Source organism: Mycobacterium sp., from assembly GCF_965277065.1.
Taxonomy (GTDB): domain Bacteria; phylum Actinomycetota; class Actinomycetes; order Mycobacteriales; family Mycobacteriaceae; genus Mycobacterium.
The window spans coordinates 1,140,128-1,164,382 of sequence record NZ_CBDIBT010000019.1 but is presented as its reverse complement, the minus strand read 5'-3'; the positions used below and the strand labels follow the sequence as shown (position 1 = coordinate 1,164,382).

The 24,255-nt window shown below is 67.2% G+C and carries 24 protein-coding genes and 1 pseudogene; 14 read left to right on the top strand and 11 right to left on the bottom strand.

What is annotated here, in order from left to right:
• The first annotated feature begins 17 nt into the window (after window positions 1-17).
• The 3 genes from ACQY5A_RS22885 to ACQY5A_RS22875 all read left to right on the top strand — a co-directional run bounded on the left by ACQY5A_RS22885 (window position 18) and on the right by ACQY5A_RS22875 (window position 2,289).
• Window positions 18-992, top strand: a complete 975-nt coding sequence (locus ACQY5A_RS22885; RefSeq protein WP_428343298.1) for a methylenetetrahydrofolate reductase — start codon at window positions 18-20, stop codon at window positions 990-992.
• Window positions 989-1,753 (top strand): class I SAM-dependent methyltransferase, encoded by a 765-nt coding sequence (locus tag ACQY5A_RS22880; RefSeq protein WP_428342562.1) that lies wholly within the window; start codon window positions 989-991, stop codon window positions 1,751-1,753. The genes ACQY5A_RS22885 and ACQY5A_RS22880 overlap by 4 nt, the downstream gene beginning before the upstream one ends.
• Window positions 1,754-1,827: 74 nt before the next feature.
• The gene (locus ACQY5A_RS22875; RefSeq protein ID WP_428342561.1) at window positions 1,828-2,289 is read left to right on the top strand and encodes a GNAT family N-acetyltransferase; all 462 of its coding nucleotides are present in this window, start codon (window positions 1,828-1,830) and stop codon (window positions 2,287-2,289) included.
• A 3-nt stretch (window positions 2,290-2,292) separates the two neighbouring features.
• On the opposite strand, the gene ACQY5A_RS22870 is transcribed toward ACQY5A_RS22875, so the two are convergent.
• Genes ACQY5A_RS22870 through ACQY5A_RS22855 form a run of 4 tightly spaced genes read right to left on the bottom strand, consistent with a single transcriptional unit; the run spans window position 2,293 to window position 6,994 of the window.
• Entirely contained in the window at window positions 2,293-4,464 is a 2,172-nt protein-coding gene (locus ACQY5A_RS22870; protein ID WP_428342560.1) for an AAA family ATPase, read from the bottom strand.
• Window positions 4,461-5,327 carry a CDP-alcohol phosphatidyltransferase family protein gene (locus ACQY5A_RS22865; protein ID WP_428343297.1) on the bottom strand — a complete coding sequence of 289 codons (867 nt, stop codon included), beginning with the start codon at window positions 5,325-5,327 and terminating at the stop codon, window positions 4,461-4,463. The genes ACQY5A_RS22870 and ACQY5A_RS22865 overlap by 4 nt, the downstream gene beginning before the upstream one ends.
• Window positions 5,327-6,040 carry a phosphatidylserine decarboxylase gene (locus tag ACQY5A_RS22860; RefSeq protein WP_428342559.1) on the bottom strand — a complete coding sequence of 238 codons (714 nt, stop codon included), beginning with the start codon at window positions 6,038-6,040 and terminating at the stop codon, window positions 5,327-5,329. Before ACQY5A_RS22860 ends, ACQY5A_RS22865 begins: the two co-directional genes overlap by 1 nt.
• Window positions 6,041-6,070: 30 nt before the next feature.
• Window positions 6,071-6,994, bottom strand: a complete 924-nt coding sequence (locus tag ACQY5A_RS22855; RefSeq protein ID WP_428342558.1) for an SDR family NAD(P)-dependent oxidoreductase — start codon at window positions 6,992-6,994, stop codon at window positions 6,071-6,073.
• Between the two features lie 78 nt (window positions 6,995-7,072).
• Here ACQY5A_RS22855 and ACQY5A_RS22850 point away from each other — a divergent pair, with 78 nt between their 5' ends.
• Window positions 7,073-7,555, top strand: a complete 483-nt coding sequence (locus tag ACQY5A_RS22850; protein ID WP_428342557.1) for a PH domain-containing protein — start codon at window positions 7,073-7,075, stop codon at window positions 7,553-7,555.
• 44 nt (window positions 7,556-7,599) lie between these two features.
• Window positions 7,600-9,042, top strand: a complete 1,443-nt coding sequence (locus ACQY5A_RS22845) for a PH domain-containing protein (RefSeq protein WP_428342556.1) — start codon at window positions 7,600-7,602, stop codon at window positions 9,040-9,042.
• Window positions 9,043-9,046: 4 nt separating this feature from the next.
• Here ACQY5A_RS22845 and ACQY5A_RS22840 read toward each other — a convergent pair whose 3' ends face one another.
• Window positions 9,047-10,738 (bottom strand): DEAD/DEAH box helicase, encoded by a 1,692-nt coding sequence (locus ACQY5A_RS22840; RefSeq protein ID WP_428342555.1) that lies wholly within the window; start codon window positions 10,736-10,738, stop codon window positions 9,047-9,049.
• A gap of 251 nt (window positions 10,739-10,989) precedes the next feature.
• On the opposite strand from ACQY5A_RS22840, the gene ACQY5A_RS22835 reads away from it, so the two are divergent.
• The gene (locus ACQY5A_RS22835) at window positions 10,990-11,469 is read left to right on the top strand and encodes a VOC family protein (RefSeq protein WP_428342554.1); all 480 of its coding nucleotides are present in this window, start codon (window positions 10,990-10,992) and stop codon (window positions 11,467-11,469) included.
• Between the two features lie 22 nt (window positions 11,470-11,491).
• Complete coding sequence (locus ACQY5A_RS22830) at window positions 11,492-12,193, top strand: M24 family metallopeptidase (protein ID WP_428342553.1); 702 nt, start codon at window positions 11,492-11,494, stop codon at window positions 12,191-12,193.
• Here ACQY5A_RS22830 and ACQY5A_RS22825 read toward each other — a convergent pair.
• Window positions 12,190-13,101 carry an SDR family NAD(P)-dependent oxidoreductase gene (locus ACQY5A_RS22825; protein WP_428342552.1) on the bottom strand — a complete coding sequence of 304 codons (912 nt, stop codon included), beginning with the start codon at window positions 13,099-13,101 and terminating at the stop codon, window positions 12,190-12,192. The two genes, ACQY5A_RS22830 and ACQY5A_RS22825, sit on opposite strands and share 4 nt — an antisense overlap.
• Before the next feature lie 100 nt (window positions 13,102-13,201).
• Here ACQY5A_RS22825 and ACQY5A_RS22820 point away from each other — a divergent pair, with 100 nt between their 5' ends.
• Window positions 13,202-13,768: a TetR/AcrR family transcriptional regulator gene (locus tag ACQY5A_RS22820; protein WP_428342551.1), complete on the top strand. Its 567-nt coding sequence runs from the start codon at window positions 13,202-13,204 to the stop codon at window positions 13,766-13,768.
• A 50-nt stretch (window positions 13,769-13,818) separates the two neighbouring features.
• Here the strand turns inward: ACQY5A_RS22820 and ACQY5A_RS22815 are convergent, their stop codons facing one another.
• Together ACQY5A_RS22815 and ACQY5A_RS22810 are read right to left on the bottom strand one after the other, a co-directional pair.
• Window positions 13,819-14,241, bottom strand: a complete 423-nt coding sequence (locus ACQY5A_RS22815; RefSeq protein ID WP_428342550.1) for a TA system VapC family ribonuclease toxin — start codon at window positions 14,239-14,241, stop codon at window positions 13,819-13,821.
• A complete protein-coding gene (locus tag ACQY5A_RS22810; protein WP_428342549.1) occupies window positions 14,238-14,489 on the bottom strand; it encodes an antitoxin in 252 nt (83 codons plus the stop codon). The genes ACQY5A_RS22815 and ACQY5A_RS22810 overlap by 4 nt, the downstream gene beginning before the upstream one ends.
• A 272-nt stretch (window positions 14,490-14,761) precedes the next feature.
• Between ACQY5A_RS22810 and groL the strand changes: the two genes are divergently transcribed.
• Together groL and ACQY5A_RS22800 are read left to right on the top strand one after the other, a co-directional pair.
• Complete coding sequence (gene groL, locus ACQY5A_RS22805) at window positions 14,762-16,387, top strand: chaperonin GroEL (RefSeq protein ID WP_428342548.1); 1,626 nt, start codon at window positions 14,762-14,764, stop codon at window positions 16,385-16,387.
• 168 nt (window positions 16,388-16,555) lie between these two features.
• The gene (locus tag ACQY5A_RS22800) at window positions 16,556-16,933 is read left to right on the top strand and encodes a heme-binding protein (protein WP_428342547.1); all 378 of its coding nucleotides are present in this window, start codon (window positions 16,556-16,558) and stop codon (window positions 16,931-16,933) included.
• Between the two features lie 83 nt (window positions 16,934-17,016).
• On the opposite strand, the gene ACQY5A_RS22795 is transcribed toward ACQY5A_RS22800, so the two are convergent.
• Window positions 17,017-18,738, bottom strand: coding sequence for an N-acyl-D-amino-acid deacylase family protein (locus tag ACQY5A_RS22795; protein WP_428342546.1), 1,722 nt, complete (start codon window positions 18,736-18,738; stop codon window positions 17,017-17,019).
• A gap of 112 nt (window positions 18,739-18,850) precedes the next feature.
• On the opposite strand from ACQY5A_RS22795, the pseudogene ACQY5A_RS22790 reads away from it, so the two are divergent.
• Window positions 18,851-19,024: pseudogene (locus ACQY5A_RS22790) on the top strand (VOC family protein); the annotation flags it as partial.
• Window positions 19,025-19,034: 10 nt separating this feature from the next.
• Window positions 19,035-19,553, top strand: coding sequence for a mycothiol transferase (locus ACQY5A_RS22785; protein ID WP_428342545.1), 519 nt, complete (start codon window positions 19,035-19,037; stop codon window positions 19,551-19,553).
• Between the two features lie 4 nt (window positions 19,554-19,557).
• Here ACQY5A_RS22785 and ACQY5A_RS22780 read toward each other — a convergent pair whose 3' ends face one another.
• Window positions 19,558-20,391: an SMP-30/gluconolactonase/LRE family protein gene (locus ACQY5A_RS22780; protein WP_428342544.1), complete on the bottom strand. Its 834-nt coding sequence runs from the start codon at window positions 20,389-20,391 to the stop codon at window positions 19,558-19,560.
• Between the two features lie 94 nt (window positions 20,392-20,485).
• On the opposite strand from ACQY5A_RS22780, the gene ACQY5A_RS22775 reads away from it, so the two are divergent.
• Complete coding sequence (locus ACQY5A_RS22775) at window positions 20,486-22,021, top strand: aldehyde dehydrogenase family protein (RefSeq protein WP_428342543.1); 1,536 nt, start codon at window positions 20,486-20,488, stop codon at window positions 22,019-22,021.
• Window positions 22,021-22,863: a hypothetical protein gene (locus ACQY5A_RS22770; protein ID WP_428342542.1), complete on the top strand. Its 843-nt coding sequence runs from the start codon at window positions 22,021-22,023 to the stop codon at window positions 22,861-22,863. The genes ACQY5A_RS22775 and ACQY5A_RS22770 overlap by 1 nt, the downstream gene beginning before the upstream one ends.
• Here ACQY5A_RS22770 and ACQY5A_RS22765 read toward each other — a convergent pair.
• Complete coding sequence (locus ACQY5A_RS22765) at window positions 22,828-24,255, bottom strand: NAD(P)-binding protein (RefSeq protein ID WP_428342541.1); 1,428 nt, start codon at window positions 24,253-24,255, stop codon at window positions 22,828-22,830. The two genes, ACQY5A_RS22770 and ACQY5A_RS22765, sit on opposite strands and share 36 nt — an antisense overlap.

Here is a 24,255-nt window from a genome sequence, read left to right as displayed (position 1 = left end):
AACTGTTCGGGGAAATGATGGACCTCGAATGCCCCAAACGCATGCAATTCGGGCCATGCGGTGGCGTACTGCCCGATGGTCAGTGTGAAATGCGTTCAGGTCCCTGCAGTTTCACCGACATCGTGCCCTGGCCCGACCCTGCGGCCCATGTTCCAACAGTGCCGGCGCCGCTAATCCTCAGCGATTTCAGCTGCGCTCCGTTCGACGCCGCCGACGTCGCGGCGACCGCGGCCACGCTGGCGCGCAGCTGCGACGCCGTGCTGGTGGGCGAGCATCAGAATCGCCCGGATTTCCCGCCGACGGTGATGAGCCGGTTGCTGCTCGAGCAAGGAGTGGAGCCGTGGATCACGCTGTCATGCCGCGACCGCAATCGCATTGTTTTGGAGCAGGAGTTGCGGGGCCTTCGCTTCAACGGGGCGACGACGGTGTTCTGCGTGACCGGGGATGGGCGCGGCTACGATGTCCGGCCCGACGTCACCCAGACCTTCGACCTGGACGGCCCGCGGCTGGTTGCGCTGGCCGCGTCCCTCGACATGATCGCCGCCGTTCCCGAAACGCCCACCGCGCCACCGGTTCATGCCCGCGGCGCGCGGCTGGTCGAGAAGCAGCGGGCCGGCGCGAGTCTGGCTGTGCTCAACCATGTTTCGTCGGCGTCGGCATTGTCGGCGTTCATGGATGACGCGCGTTCAGCCGGACTGCACATTCCGGTTGTGGCCGCGGTAGCGGTGTTCACCGACTCCGTTTCAGCCGCGGTACTGCAAGGCCTGCCCGGGCTGGAGCTGGACACCGCGGTCGTCGACGGGGTTGTCAACGCGCCTGATTCAGTCGAGGCCGGGATCGAGGCTGCGGTAACCGAGGCGCGAGAGTTGTTAAAAATTCCGGGTATTGACGGAGTCAACCTGTCCGGTCTGGCGTCGGCATCGGGTAGTCGCCGCGGCGCCGAGATCAAGGCCGAGGTCGGCGTCCGGATCCGCGCGGAGCATGCCGCGTGAGCGAGTCGGCGGACGCCGAGTTCGACACCATGGCCGAATGGACCGCGACCGTCGCCAAGGATCTAGGTCAGGATTTCCACATCCCGGCGGGCTGCCGCGGCAGCGGAAGCCCGGCCGTCCTCGACTGGCTCCTCGATCAGCTGGATCTTGGCTCGGGTGAGACGTTGCTGGACTGCGGTGCCGGCGTAGGCGGACCGGCAGCGTACGCGGCGGCACATCGCGGCGTTCGGCCGACTCTGGTGGAGCCGCAGGCCGGCGGAAATCACGCGTCCCGAGCCTTATTCGGCTTCCCGGCGATACGCGCCGACGCCGCCGTGTTGCCGTTCGCCGATGGCGCATTCGATGCGGCATGGACGCTGGGAGTGCTCTGCACGACCGAGTCGCAGTTGGAGTTGCTCAGCGAATTACGCCGAGTGGTGCGCCCGCCCGGCCGCATCGGGCTGCTGGTCCTGGTCGCCGACGAGCTGTCACCGGCCGGGGAGCCCGACAACAGCTTCTTCCCGACCATCGAACTGCTCAGCGAGTTGATCCATCAGGCAGATCTGTACGTCGACGCGTGGCGCAGCGCCGCCGACATCTGGGATCCCCCGACGCACTGGCAGGAGCGAGTGCAGACATTTGAATCCGAACTGCAAGCGAGGTACGGCAACGAGCGTGCATGGCAGGTCGCCGAGCGGCAAACCAATCTCATCGGACAGCTGATCGGGGAGTCCACCATTGTGCCGCATGTGTTTTCGTTACGACATCGTGCGACTGGCTAGCGTGGTCGGTGAACCGCCCCGCCGCCGCTCGTCGGCCCAAGCAACTGCGACACGTATCGTCCATACTCGCCCACATGAGCTTCCCCGCACCGCGAGCGGCGACGTCATCAGATGCCGAGACGGTGGCACGATTGCTCGACGCCTTCAACCGGGAATATCACGAGCCCACACCGGGGCCCGACGTATTAGCCACCCGACTGCGCCCCCTGTTGGCCGGTACCGATGTAGTCGCTTTTCTTGTAGGAGATCCCGCCGTCGCGGTTGTGCTGCTGACATTGCGCCCCAACGTCTGGTACGACGGCCCCATCGTCCTCGTCGACGAGCTGTATGTCGTACCGGAGGTTCGCGGGCGCGGCATCGGCTCGGCGCTTTTGGTCGCGGTGGCATCGCTCACCCGCGAGCGTGGCAGCCGGCTGATCGAAAGTGCGGTCGACGGCGCCGACACCGACGCGCATCGTTTCTACGAGCGCCACGGTTATACCGCTACCGAGGCAGGGCAAGATCAGCCCAGCTTTTACTACCGTCGCTCCGTGTAAGGTTCAGCGTTCCGCGGCGAACGCCCGCAGGTTGGCCAGTTGCGCGGAATTCAAAGAGGGACGCACGTTTTCGCGCGCTGCGGCGACGTCAGCGGCGGTGATCTCGGCCGCGTCGACCGAGCGCCGCATGGCAGTGAGCGCGGCCTCGCGTAACAGCGCCACGCAGTCGGCGGCGCTGTACCCGTCCAGGTCGGCGGCCAAAGCGTCCAGATCCACGTCGCGCAGCGGAATCGACTTGCCGGCCGTGCGCAGGATGTCCACTCGCGCTTGCGCATCCGGCGGTTCGACGAAGACGAGCTTTTCCAGCCGACCGGGCCGCAGCAGGCCCGGGTCGATCAGGTCGGGCCGATTGGTGGCGCCGATCACGACGACGTCGTTCAACGGCTCGATGCCGTCGAGTTCGGTGAGCAGCGCGGCCACCACCCGATCGGTGACACCGGAGTCGGTGCTCTGCCCGCGCCGCGGCGTCAACGCGTCGATCTCGTCGAGGAAGATCAGCGACGGCGCCGAATCGCGCGCGCGGCCGAACAATTCGCGAACCGCCTTCTCCGACGAGCCGACCCACTTGTCCATCAGCTCAGAGCCTTTGACGGCATGCACCGAAAGCCGTCCCGTGCTGGCCAGCGCGCGCACCACGAACGTCTTGCCGCATCCCGGTGGGCCGTAGAGCAGCACTCCGCGCGGTGGTTGGACACCGAGGCGGGCGAAGGTGTCGGGATGCTGCAGCGGCCACAGCACGGCCTCGGTCAAGGCCTGCTTGGTTTCGACCATGTCGCCGACGTCGGCCAGGGTGATCGAGCCGACCGACACCTCCATCGTCGACGAGCGGGACAGCGGCCGGATGACGGTGAGCGCGCCGAGCAAGTCATCCTGGGTGAGCTTCGGTGCGCTGCCGTCCGAGCTGGCGCGCCCCGCTGCGCGCAATGCCGCCTCGCGCACCAGCGCGGCAAGATCCGCGACCACGAAACCTGGTGTCCGATCCGCGATCTCGCCGAGTTCGAGGTCCTCGGTCGGTGCGGTCTTCAGCAGGCTCTGCAGCAGCGCGATACGGGTCGGCGCATCGGGCAGGCTCAGCACCAGTTCGCGGTCGCAGAGGTCCGGGGCGCGCAGGCGGGGGTCGAGGTTTTCCGGGACGGCCGAGGTCACGATCAGCGCCACGCCCGGCGCAGCGACGGCCTTGCGTAACTCGGCCAGGATCAGCGTCGCGACGGGTTCGGTCGTGGCCGGCAGCAGTGCGTCGATGTCGGCGATGAGCAGCACTGAGCCGCCACTGTCGACACCGCGCGCTTTCGACGCCGCCGCGACCACGCGCTGCAGGCGGTCGGCGGCGGCCAGCGCCCCGACCTCGGGGCTGTCGAGCTCGACCAGTCGTCGCCCGGCGCACACCGCCCGGACCAGCGTCGTCTTGCCGACGCCGGCGGGGCCTGACACCAGCACGCCCAAATTGGTTGTGGCGCCCAGAGTTTGCAGAAGATGCGGTTCGTCGAGGGCAAGCTTGAGCCACTCGGTCAACTTGGCCGCCTGCGCGCTGACGCCCTTCAGGTCGTTGACGGTCAGCGCTGACGCCTTGGCGATCACCGGCTCCGGTTCGGTAGCGCGGGTTCCGCCGGAGATCCCGTTGCCCCACGTGACCAACGAATTCGGCTGCACACTCACCGGGCCGGTGGGGTCCACTCCGGTCACGGTCAGCAGTTCCGACGTCCAACTGATGCCCACCGCGGAGGCCAGGGCACGCGTCGCCACCGACGTCGAGGTGCCCGGGCCCAGATCGCGCGGCAGCAGCGACACCGCGTCGCCGACGGTCAACACCTTGCCCAGCAAGGCTTGTCGCAACGTCGTCGACGGAACCGACTGGGTGGTCAGCGTCGAACCGCTCAGCGTCACCGACCGCGCGCCGTAGACGGTTGCCGCGACCACGATCACAGCCGTGTCCTCGCTCAGGCCGGCGTTGGACAGCGTCACGTCGTCCAGCAGCACGGTGCCGATCGGCGTCTGCGGGCCGGCCATACCGGCCACCGCCGTCGTGGTCCGTGCGCCGGTGATCGACACCGCATCCCACTCCCGAATGCCGAGCGCGGCAATAGCATTGGGATGCAAGCGAATAACGCCACGGCGAGAGTCGACGGCAGAGGTGTTCAGCCGAGCGGTCAGAGTCAGCTGAGCGCCAGAAGTCATGTCCGGCCGGTCGGCCGGCGCAGCCCGAGTCGCGCCACCGACCGGCGGCGGCTGGGCTGCGCCCGGCGGATCGCACGCCTGGTGGCGCGCCGCTGCTTGGGTTTCTCGCCCCACGCCTCGGGGTGCGCGGCCAGCCAATGGTGGCTGCGCACAGAGAACGGGATGTAGCAAAGGTAGGCCGCGATGATCACCATGATCAGGATGTAGGGAAACAGCAACGCGGCGGCGGCGACGATGGTCAGCCCGGCCAGCAGCAGCGCGGCCAGGTTCGGCGGCACCGAGACGGCGTGCATCTTGCGCATCGGCAGCCGGCTGACCAACAGCATCGAGCAGGCCGTGATCCAGGTGCAGACGAACCATGGCGACGTCCACCAGCCCGAGCCGAACTGTAGCTTGGCCGCCAGCGGTCCGAGCGCGCAGATCGCGCCGGCGGGTGCCGGCACGCCGACGAAGAACTCCCGGGTGAACGACGGCTGACTAACGTCGTCGAGCAACGCGTTGAATCTGGCCAGCCGCAACACGATTGACACCGCATACAACATGACCACAACCCAGCCTGCGGGCAGCCCGGGCAGCATTGTCACGTAGAGCACAACCGCGGGGGCCACTCCGAAGTTCACCGCGTCGGCCAGTGAATCGATCTCCTCGCCCATCCGCGACTCGGCATCCAGGGCCCGGGCCACCCGGCCATCGAGTCCGTCGAGGATCGCGGCCGCGGCAATCAGCGCGATCGCCACATACGGCTGACCTTCCAGCGCGAATCGGATCGACGTCAGCCCGGCGCAGATTGCCAGCACGCTCATCGAGCTGGGCAGGATGCGCAGCGGGGCCACCCGTCTGCTTCGGGGCTTATTGCTGGTAATCACGGCAGCTCGGCCAGCACCGTCTCGCCGGCAATCGCGCGCTGACCCAGGCTGACCGACACCTGGGAGCCGGCGGGCAAGTAGGTGTCCAGCCGCGAGCCGAACCGGATCAGGCCGTAGGTGTCGCCGATCGAGAGCTTGTCGCCGACGCGGACGTTGCAGACGATGCGGCGCGCCACCAGGCCGGCGACCTGTACAGCGACGATGTCCACTCCGCCCGCGGTGCGGATCCGCACACTGTTGCGCTCGTTGCTGTCGCTGGCGGCGGGAAGATCGGCCGAGCCGAACAGACCCGGCCGGTGTTGCACGGCGATCACTTCACCGGTCACCGGGGCCCGCTGCACGTGGGCGTCGAACACCGACAGGAAGATGCTGACCCGGGTGAGTTCCGCGTCGCCCATCGCCAACTCGGGCGGCGGCGCGGCCGACTCGATCAGGCACACCTGGCCGTCGGCCGGTGCGACAACGACGCCGGGGCGGGTGGGCGGCACCCGGGGTGGGTGCCGAAAGAAGCCGGCGCAGGCGCCGGCGGCCAGCAGGCCGGCTCGGCGCAGCCACCGGGAGCGGCGGCCGACCAGGGCCAATCCCAGGCCGGCGGAGATGAACGGAAGACCCGCGGGGTGCACGGGTGGAACGGTCGAGCGCAGCAGCGACAAGACGTGCTGCGGACTGATCGTCGGGTTCTCGGTGGTCGTGCGGGGACGTCGTGCCACGCGGTCATCCTAGAAGAGCCGCGAGGGTTGTCAGACCGGATACGTGACGCCGGTCAGTTCCTCCGACACCGTCCACAGCCGGTGCTGCAGGTCTTCGTCATGCGATTGCGCGCTGGACGAGACCACCTTGGGGTGGCCGCGCTGCTCGCCGAGGCCGTCGGGCCCGTAGTACTGCCCGCCCTCGACGCCGGGGTCGGTGGCGGCTCGCAGTGTGGGCAGCGAGCCCATCGCCGCGCCCTGGAACAGCAGCGCGCCCGCCAAGACGAACAGCGGTTTCATCAGCGTGGGCACACTACGTCCCAGCTCGGTGCTGGACGAGCCGGGGTGGGCCGCCACGGCGAGGGTGTTCTTGTGGTGATCGGCCAGCCGGCGCTGCAACTCGTAGGTGAACAACAGATTGGCCAGCTTGGACTGGCCGTAGGCGGCGTACCGGTCGTAGCGGTGTTCCCACTGCAGATCGTCGAAGTGGATCGCTGCGCGCAGCCGGTGGCCCGTGCTGCTGACCGTCACCACCCGCGAGCCCCGCACCGGCAGCAGGTTGTCCAGCAGCAGCCCGGTCAGGGCGAAGTGGCCCAGATGGTTGGTGCCGAACTGCATTTCGAAGCCGTCATCGGTGAGCTGCTTGGGCGTCCCCATCACCCCGGCGTTGTTGATCAGCAGATCGATCCGCGGGTAGGCCTTGCGCAGAGCCGCCGCGGCGGCGCGCACCGAGGCCAGCGAGCTGAGGTCGAGTTCTTGCAACGTGACGTCGGCGTCGGGGTAGGCGGCCACGATGCGCGCCAGTGCGAGGTTGCCCTTCTCCAGGTTGCGCACCGCCAGCACCACGTGGGCGCCGGTCTGGGCCAGCGCGGCGGCGGCGTGGTAGCCCAGGCCGGTGTTCGCGCCGGTGACGATGGCCACCCGGCCGCGCTGGTCAGGTATGTCGCTGGTGGTCCATTTGCCGTCGGAACTCATCGGAGAAAACGATACCCATCGACCACCGGTCTCGTCGTGTCGCTGTCGGCCTACTGTGCTCGGTGGCATCCTCGTGGCGTGGACATGGTTGATCCCGCTCAGCTGCCGAGCCGCCGGGCGCCGCTGCGATGGGCGGTCGGCGGAATCTTTCCCTGGCTGCTGCTGGCTGTCGGGCAAGTCGCATGGTTCGAGTTCGACAAGCGAATGGAGTGGCTGCACCTCGTGATCGGCGTCGTGACCGTGCTCGGCGCCGTCATCGCGACGGCGGTGGTTCCGGTCTGGCGCTACCGGGTGCACCGGTGGGAACTCGGCCCGCAAGCGGTATACACCCGCACCGGATGGCTGATCCAGGAGCGGCGCATCGCGCCGATCTCGCGGGTGCAGACCGTCGACACCTACCGCGGCCCGTTGGACCGGATGTTCGGACTGGCCAACGTCACCGTCACCACGGCTTCGTCCGCCGGTGCGGTACACATCGTCGCGCTCGACGTCGACGTGGCCGACCATCTCGTCGGACAGCTGACCGACATCGCAGCGATCGGTGCCGGGGACGCGACGTGACCCCCGCCCGGGGTGAAACTGCCTGGCAGCGGCTGAGTCCCAGGATGTTGCTGGTTCACCCGGTGTACGAACTGCTGCGCGAGTTGCCGTTTCTGATCGGTGCCATTGTGCTGGGGACGACCACCGGCAATCAGTCCTGGACGTTCGCGGTACTCGGGTACACGGTCGTGGTCGGTGTGGCGCGCTGGGTCACCACCAGCTACCGCATCGACGCCGACCAACTGCAGTTGCGGACCGGGGTGCTGCAACGCAAGGTGTTGTCGTTGCCGCTCAGCAGGATTCGCACGGTGAGCAGCGACGTACGCCTACTGCACCGGGTGATGGGTCTGGCCGTGGTGCGGGTGAGCACCGGCCAGGAAGCCAAGGGCGAGAATCGATCCGGGGGATTCGAGCTCAACGCCGTCGAAGTCGGTCAGGTGCCGCGGTTGAAGGCGATCCTGTTGGCCGACGTGATCGAGCAGGCCGACCCGACGACCGCGGAGTCGTCGCCGGCGGACACGGTGCTGGCTCGCTGGCAGCCGGCATGGTTGCGGTATTCGCCGCTGAGCGTGTCTGGTCTGCTGTCGCTGGGCGCCGCGGCCGGTGTGATTTACGAGAGCGGATTTGTTGGGCCACTCCAGCATTCACGGATCGTCAAGTCGGTACTCGACGACGCCGATCGGTTGGGGCCGACCACCACCGTCGCGATCATCGCCGGCGCGGTTCTGGTCGCATCGGTCTTGCTCGCCGTGCTCCGCTCGCTGCTCACCTACGGCAACCTGGTGCTGCTGCGTCAGGCCGACGTCCTACACCTGCGGCACGGCCTGTTGCGGCTTCGCGAACGCTCGTACGACATGAGCAGGTTGCGCGGCGGAACGCTGCGCCAACCGCTGTTGGTGCGGATGTTCGGCGGCGCCCGGTTGGATGCGGTGATGACGGGCGTGCACGGCGCCGGTGAGGCGTCGGTGCTGCTACCGCCGTGTCCGAGGGCCACGGCGGAGGCGGTGCTGACCGAGTTGGTCGGTGACGCCGAGGTCGTCTCCGGGCCGCTTCGCGGTCATGGCCGACGGGCCGCGACCCGACGCTGGACGCGGGCGCTCGGGCTGCCGGTGCTGGCCGGTGCCGGGCTGGCTGTGGCCGCTGCTGTCGCCGGGAAATCCGCTGTGCCCCTTTGGGTTTGGCCCGCCTGGATCGCGGTGACGGCGTGGTGTGCGCTATTGGCAGTCGACCGGATCGGCGCGCTAGGTCACCGGGTTCACGACGGCTGGCTGGTGGTGCGATCCGGCAGCGTGGAACGCCGCCGCGACTGCCTCGCCACGGCAGGCATCATCAGCTGGACCCTGCGCCAGACGCCGTTCCAGCGCCGGGCCAAGGTCGCCACGTTGGTTGCGGCCACGGCCGCGGGCGTCAAGCGCTATCCGCTGATCGACGTGCCGGCGGACCTGGTGTGGTCGATCGCGGCGGAGGCGTCGCCATGGGTGGCCGACAGCATCTGGGCGATCCGCTAGATCGTTACGCCGTCAGCCCGCGCACCGCGATGATGCGCTCAGCGAGTTGCTCGCTGGTGGCCGCGGCGACCGGTGGCCCACCGCAGAGCCGGCGCAATTCGTTGTGAATCCAGCCGTGCGGCTTGTCAAGTCGATGGTGGGCCGCTGACACCAGCGCGTTGAGCTCGCGACGGAGGTCTCGCAGTTGACCATGCCGGGTAACTGGTTCGGCCTTGGTCACGCCGTCGCGGCTGCGGCGGTCGTACTGCACTTCCTGCTGGCGGCGCAACAACTCTCGCATCTGCCCGGGGTCCAGCAGGCCGGGTATCCCCAAGTAATCGGCCTCTTCGTCGCTGCCGGCCGGGGTGGCGGTACCGAACGACGAGCCGTCGAAAATCACCTGATCCAATTCGGCGTCGGCGCCCAGCGATTCGAATGTGTTGTCCATCTCAGACGGCTCGTCCTGGCGCCGTCGCGCGTCGGGGAGTTCGTCGGTCTCGCTCTGCCGATGTGGTTGGCCGAGAACGTGATTGCGCTGCGCCTCCAACTCGCTGGCCAACAGCAGCAGCGAGGGCACCGACGGCAGGAAGACGCTCGCGGTCTCCCCGGGCCGCCGGGACCGGACAAACCGTCCGATGGCCTGCGCGAAGAACAGCGGAGTGGAGGCGCTGGTGGCGTAGACGCCGACCGCAAGGCGTGGCACGTCGACACCTTCGGAGACCATCCGCACCGCGACCAGCCAGCGAGTCGTGCTCGCCGAGAACTGTGCGATGCGCTTGGACGCGCCCGGATCGTCGGACAGCACCACGGTCGGCTCTTCGCCGGTAATCCGTTTCAGCAGAACGGCATACGCGCGGGCGGCCTGCTGATCCGACGCGATCACCATGCCACCGGCGTCCGGAACTCCGCCGGCCCGTAGCTGCCGCAGCCGGGTGTCGGCCGCCGTGACGACGGCAGGCATCCACTCGCCGGTCGGGTCCAGCGCGGTGCGCCAGGCGCGGGCGGTGTGCTCGGCGCTGGCCGGCTCACCGAGTCGTGCGGTGTACTCCGCACCGGCGCTGTCCCGCCACCGGGTTTCCCCGGAGTACGCCATGAACACCACCGGGCGCACTACGCCGTCGGCGAGTGCGTCGGTGTAGCCGTAGGTGTGGTCGGCCTGCGACCGCATCAGCCCGGCGGCGTCCGGTTCGTAGCGCACGAACGGGATCGCGGAGTCATCGCTGCGGAACGGCGTGCCCGTCAGCGCCAACCGGCGGGTGGCGTCGTCGAACGCCTCCCGCAACGCATCACCCCAGCTTTTGGCTTCGCCGCCGTGGTGGATCTCGTCGAAGATGACCAGCGTGCGTCGACCCTCGGTGCGCACCCGGTGCCGGGTCGGGTGGCTGGCCACCTGCGCATAGGTGACGATCACGCCGTGGTACTCCGCAGAGGTGTGTGCCGCGCTGTTGCTGAACCTCGGGTCGAGCGCGATGCCGTCGACCGCGGCCGCCATCGCCCACTGCACCTTGAGGTGCTCGGTGGGCACCACCACGGTGATCGCGTCGATGGTGCGGTCGGCCAGCAACTCGGCAGCGATGCGCAGAGCAAACGCGGTCTTGCCGGCACCGGGGGTCGCGACCAGCAGGTAATCCCGTGGTTTGGCGCTCAGATAACGCACCAAGGCTCGCCGCTGCCAGCCCCGCAAAGCCCGGGTGCTGGGCGCTCCAACTGCCCGCACCCGTGGACTCCAATCTGATCGAGATGCAGTCTAGGGCAAGGACATCGGGGCCTGCATCTTCGCAGGACGGCGGCGAGTCGCAGCAGTGTGCCGAACACAACAGCGCCTGTTTTCGATCCGCAAAAGCGCATGCAACGCGGCATTCGAGTCGGCGTGCTGATCGTATACGGCGCGAACCGGCGCCGCTTCCCTCGTGACCTCGAAGGCGCGTCCCCTAGTGCAATGACCAGACTTTTGACAGTGTTCAGATCGTGATTACCGGACTGGCCCATGCGGGCGTGTGCGTACCCGACTGCGAGGCGGCGGTGGCGTTTTACCGTGACGTGTTGGGCCTGCGCGTGCTGTCGCCGCCGTATGTGATGGCCGGTGACGCAATTCGCGACGACATGGGCCAGCTGGTGTCCGATCCGACCATGAAGGCGGCGATCGTCGGTTTCGACGACGACGGTGATCGCGTTCTCGAGGTGATCGAGTACCTCGGGGTCGCCGGCGGCGACCAGCGCAGTGCCGCGGCCCTCACCGACCACGGTTTGTCGCACGTGGGGCTCATCTGCGAGGACCTCGACACCACCCGAGCCGAACTCGAGGCCAAGGGCGTGCGCTTTCTCGTCGACGGCATCGCGGACGTGGCCCGAGTCCGCACGACATGGTTCATCGACCCATGGGGTGTGGTGTTCATCCTCGTGGAGAAGAGCAAGCCGGAGCGGCCCTACTTCGCGCAGTGGTCCTGACGCCGTCCGTAGCATCGGTGCGGTGACCGACGAGAGTGTGCGCGCCGAGCGGCTTCTGGACGCTCAGGCCAAAGCCGCGCAGCTGTTCGACGAGATCGAACAGCGTGGGCTGATCCGCCCGGGCGTCGGCGAGAAGGAACTGTCCGACGAGATCAACGCGTTGGCCGCAGACCTGCTCGGTGTCACCCGGCACTGGCATCGGCGCATCGTGCGCGCCGGTGCGAACACCCTGCAGCCGTTCAAGGAACATCCGCCGGACCGCGTCGTCGCCGACGACGACATCGTGTTTCTCGACCTGGGTCCGATCTTCGAGGAATGGGAAGCGGACTTCGGTCGCACCTTCGTCCTCGGCGACGACCCGGACAAGTTAGCCCTCCGCGACGCGCTACCGCGGGTATGGCAGGCCGGCCGCGACTACTTCGACGACCACCCGGATGTCACCGGGGCCGAATTATTCGACACCACAGTCGAACTGGCCCGCGACGAGGGGTTCGGCTGGGGCAGTCACATTGCCGGTCATCTAGTCGGGGAATTCCCGCACAAGAAGATTCCCGGCACGCGCACCGAGTGGTACGTCATGCCCGGCTCCACCAAACCGATGCGGCGACGCGACCCCAGCGGCCGTCAGTGCCACTGGATTCTCGAAATACATCTGATCGATCCGCAGCAGCGGTTCGGTGGCTTCCACGAGCAACTGCTCGATCTAGGCTCGGACCGGGCCTAGACCGGAAACGTCACCCCGGTCAGTTCTTCGGAGACGGTCCACAGCTTGCGCTGCCGCTCGGCGTCGTGCGACTTCGCGCTGGACTCAACGACCTTGGGGTGGCCTTGCGACTGCGCGAAGCCGTCCGGCCCGTAGTACTGGCCTCCCTGCACGGCCAGGTCGGTGGCGGCGCGCAGTTGGGGCAGCGCGCCCGCGGCCGCGTCCTGGGTGATCAACGGGGCGGCGACATTGAAGACGGACATCAGCGCCGAGGGTATGTGGCGCATCAGCTCGGTGTCGGAGAAGCCGGGGTGAGCGGCCGCGGCAATCGTGGTGCCCCGCGCGGCAAGCCGACGCTGTAGCTCGTAGGTGAACAGCAGGTTGGCCAGCTTGGCCTGCCCGTAGGCCCGGACCCGGTTGTAGCTGCGGTCCCACTGCAAGTCGTCGAAGTGGATGTCGGCCAGGATGCGGTGGCCGACGCTGCTGACCGTGACGACCCGGGACCCGGCTACCGGCAGCAGCCGGTCCAGCAGCAGCCCGGTGAAAGCGAAGTGGCCGAGGTGGTTGGTGCCGAACTGCAGCTCGAAACCGTCCTTGGTGTTGCCCTTCGGCGTGTACATCACGCCGGCGTTGTTGATCAGCAGGTCGACGCGGTCGTGGTTGGCGCGAAGCTGCTCGGCGGCGTCGCGGGTTGACTCCAGCGATGTCAGGTCGAGTTCTTGTAGCGCGACGTCGGCATTCGGGGAGCGCCGCTGAATCAGCAATGCGGCGTCTTTGCCCTTGTCGAGATTACGCACCGCGAGGACGACGTGCGCACCCTTCTCGGCCAGCGCGGCTGCGGTCTCGAAGCCGAGTCCGGTGTTGGCGCCGGTGATGACGGCGACGCGGCCGGACTGGTCAGGAATGTCGGCGGTAGTCCATGTGGACATGGATAGCTCCCTAAGCTGTAAGGTAAACGGGGCGTTCGCTCCGGTTGGGTTAGACTATACGGAACGTGCGCCCCGTTTTGTCAAATGTTTAGGTGTCGTGATGTCTGTACCCGCTCGACCATTGCGCGCCGACGCGGCCCTCAACCGTGCTCGGGTGCTGGAAACCGCCTACGAGACGTTCGCGGCCGAAGGCCTGTCGGTGCCGATCGACGAGATCGCCCGTCGCGCGGGCGTGGGTGCCGGCACCGTCTACCGGCACTTTCCGACGAAAGCGGATCTGTTCGCTGCGGTCGTTGAAAGCCGTCTACAGCACATCATCGCCGCGGGTCACGCACTGCTGGACGAGCCGGGGCCCGGCGAGGCGCTGTTCGCTTTTTTGCGGTCGATGGTCCTGGATTTCGGTGCCACCGATCAGGGTCTGGTCGAGGCGCTCGGCGGTCTCGGTATCGACGTCGACTCCGCCGCACCCGACGCAGACGCGGCGTTCCGCTGCCTGCTCGGCGAGTTGCTGGTGGCCGCGCAGGGCGCCGGGACTGTCCGTTCCGACGTCGACGTGCCCGAGATCAAGGCGCTCATGGTGGGGTGCCAGGCCATGCAGGGCTACGACAAAGCGCGGGCCGCGCGGGTGACCGACGTCGTCATCGATGGTTTACGCCCGTCACGATAGGCGCCCTCGTGATTTGCCCGTCTGAGCCTTACTTCGCCGCGGCGCGGGCCCTATTGCGGTGTCACTACATCGATGCCGAACCGCTCGAAGTCGCGGTCGAAGGTCGCCACTGCACCGCCGTACTCGATCGCTAGCGCGGCCAGGTGCGCATCATTAGTCAGATTGCCTGCCGTACCTGCATCCGCAATCAGGCCACGGAGAATGGCTCGATGCCTTACCGTCGGCTCGACGATGACAGCGGCGGGCGCAGCCAGCCAGGCGTCGACGGTGTCGAATGCCTGACCGCTCGTCATCGGATTCGGCAAGATCGATGGGCTGGTCCCGATCCGGACGAACCCGAGCAAGGCCGTCCAGGCAAAACCGACGGTGCCGGTCCCGACCAGCTGACGAGTAAGCCAGTCGTGCGCTTGCTGATGCCGGGTGGAACTGCGATTGACCGCGTACAGCAGGACGTTGACATCAACGATGTTCACCGTCCAACGGCCAACTTGCGAGCGATTTCCTCGTCTTCCAGGGCGGCGGCCAGCCGACTCGCATGCGTCATATCAACCAGGGGCTCGCCGAGGTCGAACACGTCGAACACGACATCGGCCGACCGGGTGATACCTAGGCCGGTGCGCAGCGCAGAGTTGATTGCTTCCTTAAAGGTCAAGCTTCGGGAGCGCATCAGTTGCTGCAGTCTCAACTCGACGTCGGAATCCAGGGTCACGGTAGTGCGCATTAGCGCATCATAACATCAACAATTCTGATGTCTTGATCGGGCTGTTCTTATTGCCCTGACTCCTCCTCACCCCCCTGCGCGGCCTGCATCGTTGCGGGGCCGTCCTTGCACTCGCCATAGCCGAGTGCTAAAAATGACACTGGCACTCCCGACCGGTGAGTGCTAGGTCGGGACGGTGAGAGCGCAGTCCGTACACAACTGCGGTCGTCCGTCGCGGGCACTGCGCCCGGCCCAAGAACGTGTCACCCCCTAATCGGAGGAATCACTTCGCAATGGCTAAGACAATTGCGTACGACGAAGAGGCCCGTCGCGGCCTCGAGCGGGGTCTCAACGCCCTCGCCGACGCGGTAAAGGTGACGTTGGGACCCAAGGGCCGCAACGTCGTCCTGGAGAAGAAGTGGGGCGCTCCCACGATCACCAACGATGGTGTGTCCATCGCCAAGGAGATCGACCTGGAGGACCCCTACGAGAAGATCGGCGCTGAGCTGGTCAAAGAGGTCGCCAAGAAGACCGACGATGTTGCCGGTGACGGCACCACCACGGCGACCGTGTTGGCACAGGCGCTCGTCAAAGAGGGCCTGCGCAACGTTGCGGCCGGCGCCAACCCGCTGGGCCTCAAGCGCGGCATCGAGAAGGCCGTCGAGAAGATCACCGAGACCCTGCTGAAGTCGGCCAAAGAGGTCGAGACCAAAGAGCAGATCTCGGCCACCGCTGCCATTTCGGCCGGCGACACCCAGATCGGCGAGCTGATCGCCGAGGCCATGGACAAGGTCGGCAACGAGGGTGTCATCACCGTCGAAGAGTCGAACACCTTCGGCCTGCAGCTCGAGCTCACCGAAGGTATGCGCTTCGACAAGGGCTACATCTCGGGTTACTTCGTCACCGACGCCGAGCGTCAGGAAGCGGTCCTCGAGGACCCCTACATCCTGCTGGTCTCGTCGAAGGTTTCGACGGTCAAGGACCTGCTGCCGCTGCTGGAGAAAGTCATCCAGTCGGGCAAGCCGTTGCTGATCATCGCCGAGGACGTCGAGGGCGAAGCGCTGTCGACCCTGGTCGTCAACAAAATCCGCGGCACTTTCAAGTCTGTCGCCGTCAAGGCGCCGGGCTTCGGTGACCGCCGCAAGGCCATGCTGCAGGACATCGCCATCCTGACCGGTGGCCAGGTCGTCAGCGAAGAGGTCGGCCTCTCGCTGGAGACCGCTGACATCTCGCTGCTGGGTCAAGCCCGAAAGGTGGTCATCAACAAAGACGAGACCACCATCGTCGAGGGCGCCGGTGACTCCGACGCCATCGCCGGCCGGGTCGCCCAGATCCGCGCCGAGATCGAGAACAGCGACTCCGACTACGACCGCGAGAAGCTGCAGGAGCGCCTGGCCAAGCTGGCCGGCGGTGTTGCGGTGATCAAGGCCGGAGCTGCCACCGAGGTGGAGCTCAAGGAGCGCAAGCACCGCATCGAGGACGCCGTGCGTAACGCCAAGGCGGCCGTCGAGGAGGGCATCGTCGCCGGTGGTGGCGTGGCCTTGCTGCAGTCGGCTCCTGCGCTGGACGATCTGAACCTCACCGGTGACGAGGCGACGGGCGCGAACATCGTGCGCGTGGCGCTGTCGGCTCCGCTGAAGCAGATCGCCTTCAACGGTGGGCTCGAGCCCGGCGTTGTCGCTGAGAAGGTCGCCAACTCCAAGCCGGGTGTCGGTCTCAACGCCGCCACCGGTGAGTACGAGGACCTGCTCAAGGCGGGCGTCGCCGACCCGGTCAAGGTGACGCGTTCGGCGCTGCAGAACGCGGCGTCCATCGCGGCGCTGTTCCTGACCACCGAGGCCGTCGTGGCCGACAAGCCGGAGAAGGCCGCCGCTCCTGCCGGCGACCCGACCGGTGGCATGGGTGGCATGGACTTCTAGTTCAACGACGATGCAGGCCGCGCGGCGGCCTGAGGAGGAAACGAACCATCAAAGTAAGTCCGTAAGAGACACGAGAAGCCCGGTCCCTGCGTGGGGCCGGGTTTTTCGTGTTTCTGGGTAACTGATGTACTGAATGTTCTAAACAGTTGGGGACGAAGGGACGGCATTATGGGAAAATCGTTACGGCACACGCTTTTTGGAGTGGTCCCCGGCTGCGTGCTTTGTCTGATCGTTACGCCGACCGCCGGCGCCGCTCCTGATCCGTGCTCGGCCAGCGGTGTGGCGGCGACCGCCAGCGGGGTGCTGAACTCGGCGAGCGGATACCTCGACACCCACCCGGATGCCAACAACGTGCTGACCGCCGCGGTCAACCAACCGCCCGCCGACGCGAAGTCCTCGGTCCGCGGTTACTTCATCAGCCACCCCGGTCAGGCGCTGGAGTTGAAGGGCATCGCGCAGCCGTTGCTCGACCTGCGCGGCAGGTGCAACACGGCGGTGTCGCCGGACCAGTTGGCCGCCCTGTTCGACGCGCTGTCGGCCAACTGACTTTCGGCGGCGCGACTGTGCAGGTTCTGTGCGGCGTTACGCCGGTTCTTCCGCTCTCACCACCTGCACACTCGGCGTGCCCGTCAGGCTGGCACCGACTGGCGGCCGCGGATCAACTTGCCCGGCCGCGCATCGGTAGGCACACCGTGCTCGGCGATCACCTCACCGGTGACGATGGTGGCCACATACCCCTCGGCGGTCTGATCGAGGCGACGCCCGCCGGCCGGCAGGTCGTGGATGATCACCGGCTTGTGCAGCTGCAGGCCCGCGTGGTCGATCACGTTGAGGTCGGCCTTATATCGGACGGCGATCCGGCCACGGTCGGCCAGCCCGGCAACGCGCGCCGGCACCGAGGTGAGTCGCCGGACCGCCTCGGACACCTCGAAGCGGCCGGATCGACGGTCGCGCGCCCAGTGCGCCAAAAAGTACGTGGAATAGCTTGCGTCGCAGATCATTCCGTAGTGCGCGCCGCCGTCGCCCAAACCGAGCACGACGTCGTCGCGGTGCAGCAATTCGCCCACGGTGTCCAGTGAGTTGTTCTCCAGGTTGCTGGTCGCGACCAGCAGCATGGCGCGGCCGTCGTCGTCGAGCAACCGGTCGTAGGCCTCTTCCATCGGGTTGATGCCTTTGGCTCGCGCGCGGGCGCCGATGCTGTCCGCTGGGTCGGGCTCGTAGTTGGGGTGGTCGGTCAGCGGGAAAATCCAGTCCCACATCTGCGTGACGAACAGCAGCGGATGCCCGTCGCCGGGCTTGTCGGCGAGGATGCGGGCGCGGACCTCGGGTTTGCGCATTTCGGCGACGCGCTCGGCCAGCGGCAGGTCCGCGATCTCGCGGTAGCTGGGATACAGCACGAACGGGTTGGCGGTGAGCTGCAATCCGATGATCAGCCCGATCGGCCGCGGCAGCAGTTGCGCCGTCACATCGCCACCGGCGGCGTTGGCCTTCTCGATCATGGTGACGGCGTCCGGCCAGGTGGGGTCGCCGGCATTGCCGACGACGAGCGTGAAGGTCACCGGCAGCCCGACGTCCTCGGCGACGTCGAACACCGTCTGCAGCACCGGCTGATAGCCGCCGGCAGGAATGTCGGGCACGAACTGGAGCAGCCCGCCGCCGCCGTCGACGACGCCGCGCGCGATCTCCTCGATCTCCTCGCGGGCCGCTTCGTAGCTCGGGATCGGCGATCCGCTCTCGGTCTTGTGGATGGTGAACCGCGAGGTGGCGAAGCCCAACGCCCCGACCTCGATCGCCTCCTTGGCCAGTTTTCGCATCGCGGCCAGGTCGTCGGCGGTGGCCGGTTCACGGTCGGCGCCGCGCTGGCCCATCACGTACACCCGCAGCGGCGAGTGCGGAAGATACGCCGCTACGTCAATATCGCGTTGTCCCGCCTCCAGGGCGTCCATGTACTGCGGAAAGGTCTCCCAGTTCCACGGCAGGCCGTCGGTCATCACCACACCGGGAATGTCCTCCACGCCGGCCATCACGTCGACCAGTACGTCGTGGTCTTCCTGCCGACACGGTGCGAAGCCGACGCCGCAGTTGCCCATCACCACGGTGGTCACCCCGTGTGCCGACGACGGCGTCAACCGGTCCGACCAGATCGACTGACCGTCGTAGTGCGTGTGCAGGTCGACGAAGCCAGGCGTGACCAGCAGCCCGGTCGCATCGATCTCCTGCGTGGCGCCGGATCCGTTGACGTGGCCGACCGCGGCGATCACGCCGTCCTGGACGGCGACGTCCCCGACGAACGGTTCACCGCCCAGCCCGTCGACGATGGTGCCGTTGCGGATTATCAGGTCGTAGGTCATCTAAATAATCTACGACCGTGTCGGCCACGGATGCCAGGATCGAACCGTGATCGATTTGCGCCGGCGACGATGCAGCGCGAAGCGATGAGGAGGAGCGGTGCCAGTGATCGATCACCTAGGTATCAATTGCAAGGACTGTGCCAAGTCCCAAGAGTTCTACGACCGCGTGCTGGGCGCCGAGTCGCTGCACGCCCCGCGACTGTGGCCAGAGTACGGCGAGGGCTACTTCGCGGCCTTCGTCCGGGACCCTGACGGCAACAATGTCGAAGCCGTCTGCCACGCGTAGGGTCACCAGTATGTCTGACTCTGCGATTCGAGAGTTGTTGCGCGACGCGTTCACTCGGCTGATCGAGCATGTCGACGAGTTGACCGATGGACTGACCGACGGCCAGGCGAACTACCGCCCGTCGCCCAGCACGAACAGCATCGCCTGGTTGATCTGGCACAGCGCGCGGGTCCAGGACATCCAGCTCGCCCCGATCGCCGGCGTCGAGCAGGTGTGGAAATCCGGGGGATGGGTCGACCGCTTCGGGCTCGACCTGCCGCCCAACGACTCGGGCTACGGCCACGGCCCCAGCGAGGTCGCCAAGGTGCGGGCGCCGGCGGATCTGCTGGCCGGCTACTACCACGCGGTCCACGAGGTGACGCTGGAGTTCGTCGCCGGCGTCACCGCGGCGGACTTGGAGCGCGTCGTCGACCACAACTGGGACCCGCCGGTGACCGCCAGCGCGCGCATCGTCAGCATCGTCGACGACTGCGCCCAGCACCTCGGCCAGGCCGCCTACCTGCTCGGCATCGCGCCCGACCCGGCCTAAGCTCTCAAGGTCTTCCCGCGCCGGGCGCTGGGGCAGGGAACACGACGACCCGCCCGGTCGGCTCCGGTGGCGGCGTCGTGGCGCCCCACTCCTGGCACACGACATAGAGTTGTGGGTGCTGATCGCCGCGGCTGAGTATGCAGGCGAACGCGCCTCGGTCGAGTTCGACCGTGTCAAGAACCTCGCCGCCCTCGCGCACCCGCACACAGTGCCGGTTGCCCACGTCGGCGTACCAGACGGCCCCGTCGGCGTCGATGCAGATGCCGTCGGGGTGGTCGTCTCCCGTCTCCGCCCACGTCCGCCGTCGGGTCAGGTCGCCGGTGCGACCGATGTCGTAGGCCGTGAGCCGATTCGCATAGGACTCGGCCACGATCAACGTTTCGCCGTCGGCGGTGATCGCCATGCCGTTGGGAAAGGCGAGGTCGTCGGCGACCGTGCGGACGGCCCCGGTCGGGGTCACGAGTGCGACGCTTCCGGGTGCCGGCTCCCCACCGGGGAAGTCGAAGCCGATCGTGTTGACGTACGCGTTGCCTCGCGCGTCCACCACGAGGTCATTCCACGGTTTCTTCGAGACGGATGACAAATCGGCGTGGGCGACCATCGAGCCGTCGATTTCGCGACGGAGGAGGCGCCGCTGCGCCGAATCCACGACCAGCATCCGCCCGTCGGGCAAGAAGTCGATGCACATCGGAAACGACTCGACGGTGACCACGACCTCGTGGCCGCCCCGGGGATCGAGCGCGATCACCTGATGCGCGCCCCAATCGGAGAACCAAACCCGGTCGTCATGCCAGCGGGGCGATTCACCAAACGTGATCCCCTCCATCAAGACGGTCATAGCGGTAAGACTGCCCGGTCGAGACGAACTCATCGGCCGCCTGCCGAACTTGACACCTGTCGAGATTGAGCGGCGGGCGGCTACTATGGCTGCTATGACCACGATCACACCCGCTACCCCCGCGACTGACGCCGACTTCTCCGGCACCGGCACCATCACGAACCCCGCGACCGGCGCCGTCGCCGGCCAGGTGCAGTGGACTGACGCCGCGGATGTGCCCACCATCGTCGCCGGGCTGCGCGCGGCTCAGCACGAGTGGGAGCAGCGCGGAGCCGCCGGTCGGAGCAAGGTGTTGGCCCGGTTCGCCGTGTGGCTGAACGATCACCGCGGCGAGATCGAAGAGCTGCTGATCAAAGAGACCGGCAAGTCGGCCGTCGACGCGGCACAGGAAGTGCCGATGCTGATCATGATCATCTCGTACTACATCAGAACGGCCGAGAAGGCGCTGGCGCCCGAAAAGCGGCCAGCCGCACTGCCTTTCATGGCGATCAAGAAGATCACCCTGCACTACCGGCCGCGGGCGGTCGTCGGGATCATCGCGCCGTGGAACTACCCGGTCGCCAACGCGCTGATGGACGGCCTCGGCGCGCTGGCCGCGGGTTGCGCGGTGCTGCTGAAGCCGTCGGAGCGCACCCCGTTGACCGCCGAGGTGCTGCGCCGAGGCTGGCAGGAATCCGGTGGACCCGAGGTGTTCGAGCTGGCCCAGGGCGCCCGTGCGGTGTCCGAGGCCGTCGTCGACACCGTCGATTACCTGCAGTTCACCGGGTCCAGCGCCACCGGAAGCAAAGTGATGGAACGCGCCGCCCGCCGGCTAACCCCGGTCAGCCTTGAACTCGGCGGCAAGGACCCGATGATCGTGCTCGAGGACGCCGACATCGACCTTGCCGCACACGCCGCGGTCTGGGGAGCGATGTTCAACGCGGGCCAGACCTGCGTCTCGGTGGAGCGGGTTTACGTCCTGGACTCCGTCTACGACCAGTTCGTCAAAGCCGTGGTGCGCGACGTCCAGTCGCTACAGGTCGGCGCCGGCGAAGGGAAGACCGTGGGTGCGCTGATCGACGAGCAGCAACTGGCGGTCACCGAACGCCACGTCCGCGACGCGGTGGCGGCTGGAGCCCGCGCGTTGACCGGTGGCCAGCGCACCGACACGTCGGGGAGCTTCTACCCGCCCACCGTGCTGGTCAACGTCGACCACTCGATGGCGTGCATGACCGAGGAAACCTTCGGTCCCACGCTGCCGATCATGAAGGTCGATTCCGTCTCCGAAGCGATCCGGCTGGCCAACGACAGTCCGTACGGGTTGAGCGCCTCGGTGTTCTCCGGCGATGCCGACCGAGCCAAAGACATTGCACTGCAGCTTGATTGCGGAGCGGTCAACATCAACGACGTGATCACCAACCTGATGTGCACGACGGCCCCGATGGGCGGCTGGAAGACATCGGGTATCGGCGCGCGATTCGGCGGCGCCGACGGGCTGCGCAAGTTCTGTCGCGTCGAAACTGTGGTGACGCCGCGCACCAATGTCGGTGCGGGCGGCAACTACTACAACAATTCGCTCAAGGCGCTGCGGCGGACGAACAAGCTGATGACCAAGATGGCGCTCTCGCGTCCGCGCCGTACCGCCAAGTAGTGCGATTCGCGCTCGCGGTGCTGCTGTGGCTGTGTACCACGGTAGCGCTGGCAGTCGCCGTGCCGACGGTGTGGACGCAAACTCACGTCGTCGACGCCGGTGGCTACACGGCAATGGCCCAGAAGGCGGCCGGTGACAAAGCGTTGCAAGCGGCGGTCGCGGCTGAACTCGCCACCAGGGCAACAGTTCTGATCAACAAGAGCAGTCACCACGTCGACTCGGCGCAAGTGCACGCCGTGGCGGCGGGATACACCGCCGGGCCCGACTTTCCGGCGCAGTTCGCCGACGCCAATCGGCTGGCGCACGACTGGATGTTCACCGGCGCCCACACGCAGTCCGAGGGTGACCAGTGGGTAGTCGACCTCGCGGGCATGCTCAAGGACACCGCGTTCGAGCAGCTGTTGGCCGGCTACAACGTGAAGGTGCCCGATACGGTCCGGGTTCCGGTCACGGTATCGACGCCGAAGGTGTTGCGGCCAGGCGAGTTACGGCCGCTGGCCACCTGGGGTCGCTGGGCGAGCATCGGAGTAGGCGCGCTCGCGGGCGTCTTCGCGTTGTTGACGTTCGCCGCGGCACGCAGCCGCGGCCGGGCACTGGCCGGCCTGGGCGTCTCCGCGCTGCTGGTCGGGGCCGCGGGGTGGGTCGCTATCGAACTGGCGCGATACCCACTCAACGACACATTGAACAACACCACCGGCGGTATCCGCGGGATCGCCGACGTCATGGTCGGGCAGGCCGAGGCCGGCCTGCATGACTGGCTCGATCTGACGCTGGCCGCGGGCGGCGCGCTGGTGCTGCTCGGCGTGCTAGTGGCCGGCGTAGGCGGTCTGCGGAGAAGCTGAACGGTGTTCGGCCAATAGGGCGTCCAACTTTTCGTTGGCCGAAATCAGCCCCGCGGTGATCATTCCGAATACCTTGTCGCGCACTTCCTGCGGTTTGCCGATCAGCGGGGCGTACATGTGCCGCATCAGGTCCAGCCGCGCCTGGCCCAGCCAGCTCATCAGCTCGGGGTCGGAGAACCAGCTGATCTGGTTGCGGTGCTCGGCGAGTGTCGTGGTCAGCCAGTCGACGTCGGTGTTGGGGTGAGGCACCGGCTGGCACAGCCGGTTTCGCGCCCCGTCATCTCCGTAAGCGGCCTCGACGTGGGCGATCATGCCTGAGCTGAATACCTGCTGACAGCCCCGGATGCTCTGCAACGTGATCCGGTCACCGTCGAAAACAGTTGCTGCCGGCCGCTTTTCCAGGCCATCGGCGCTGCAGTCGACGTACAACGCCGAGCCCTCGACGGTGACTTCGCCGTCGTCGAGCACCACCTTGCCGGGCTCGATGCGCTGCACGCGTCCCATTCGCACCACGTCGGTGATCCGCCGCAGCTGCTCCAGCTCGGTCTTGGTCACGTTCGCGCAGCGATACATCGTCGGCTGCACCGCCGAGTCCAGGCGCAGCAGGTTGCCGCAGTCCTCCAAGCGGTCGAACAGATCGGCCACATCGGTGGCGGCGGCGATCGCGACCAGTCGATGGGCGAAGCCGGACTGGAACCGCTCCAAGAACTGCGGGCCCGGCTGGATGTTGGCGCGATCCATCAGCCACGAATCGCGCGGCATGATCCAGGTCAGCCGCTCGGGCGGAATGCCGTTGCGCAGCAACCACAAACACGCGTCGATACCGGTCTTGCCGGCGCCGACGATGACGAAGCGCTCGCGCCCGACCGCGAAGGCCGGCAGGTCGTTGGGCGGTACGCAGTCGACGCGAGAGGAGACGTCGTAGGCCGGCGGGCGCATCGAGGGCACCGTGGTCTGCAGGTAGGTCGCGTCGACGATCCGCTTGCGGACATTGACGGTGTGGTCGCCACCGGCCAGCGCGCGAAAACGGCCCTCGCCCAGATATTCGGCCATCGGGAAGTAGGACACCTGCCCGCTGGGCAGCAGGTCCTGGTGCATCACCTTTTCGAAATAGGCGCAGATCTCGCCGACGGTGGCCAGCTCGTAGAGACCTTCGTTCCAGCCGAGTTGGTCGATGCTGTCGCTGCCCAGCCCGCGGGAGTTGACGCCGTAGTAGGCCGAGGGCTGGTGCAGCCGGACAAATGGATATGCGCGATTCCAGTGGCCGCCTGGCGAATGACCGCGGTCGACGATCACCACCTGTGCGTCGGTCTCGCTCACCAGCGTGTCGGTGAACGCCATTCCCATCGCGCCCGCACCGACAACCAGATAATCCGTGTCAATCGTCGTCAC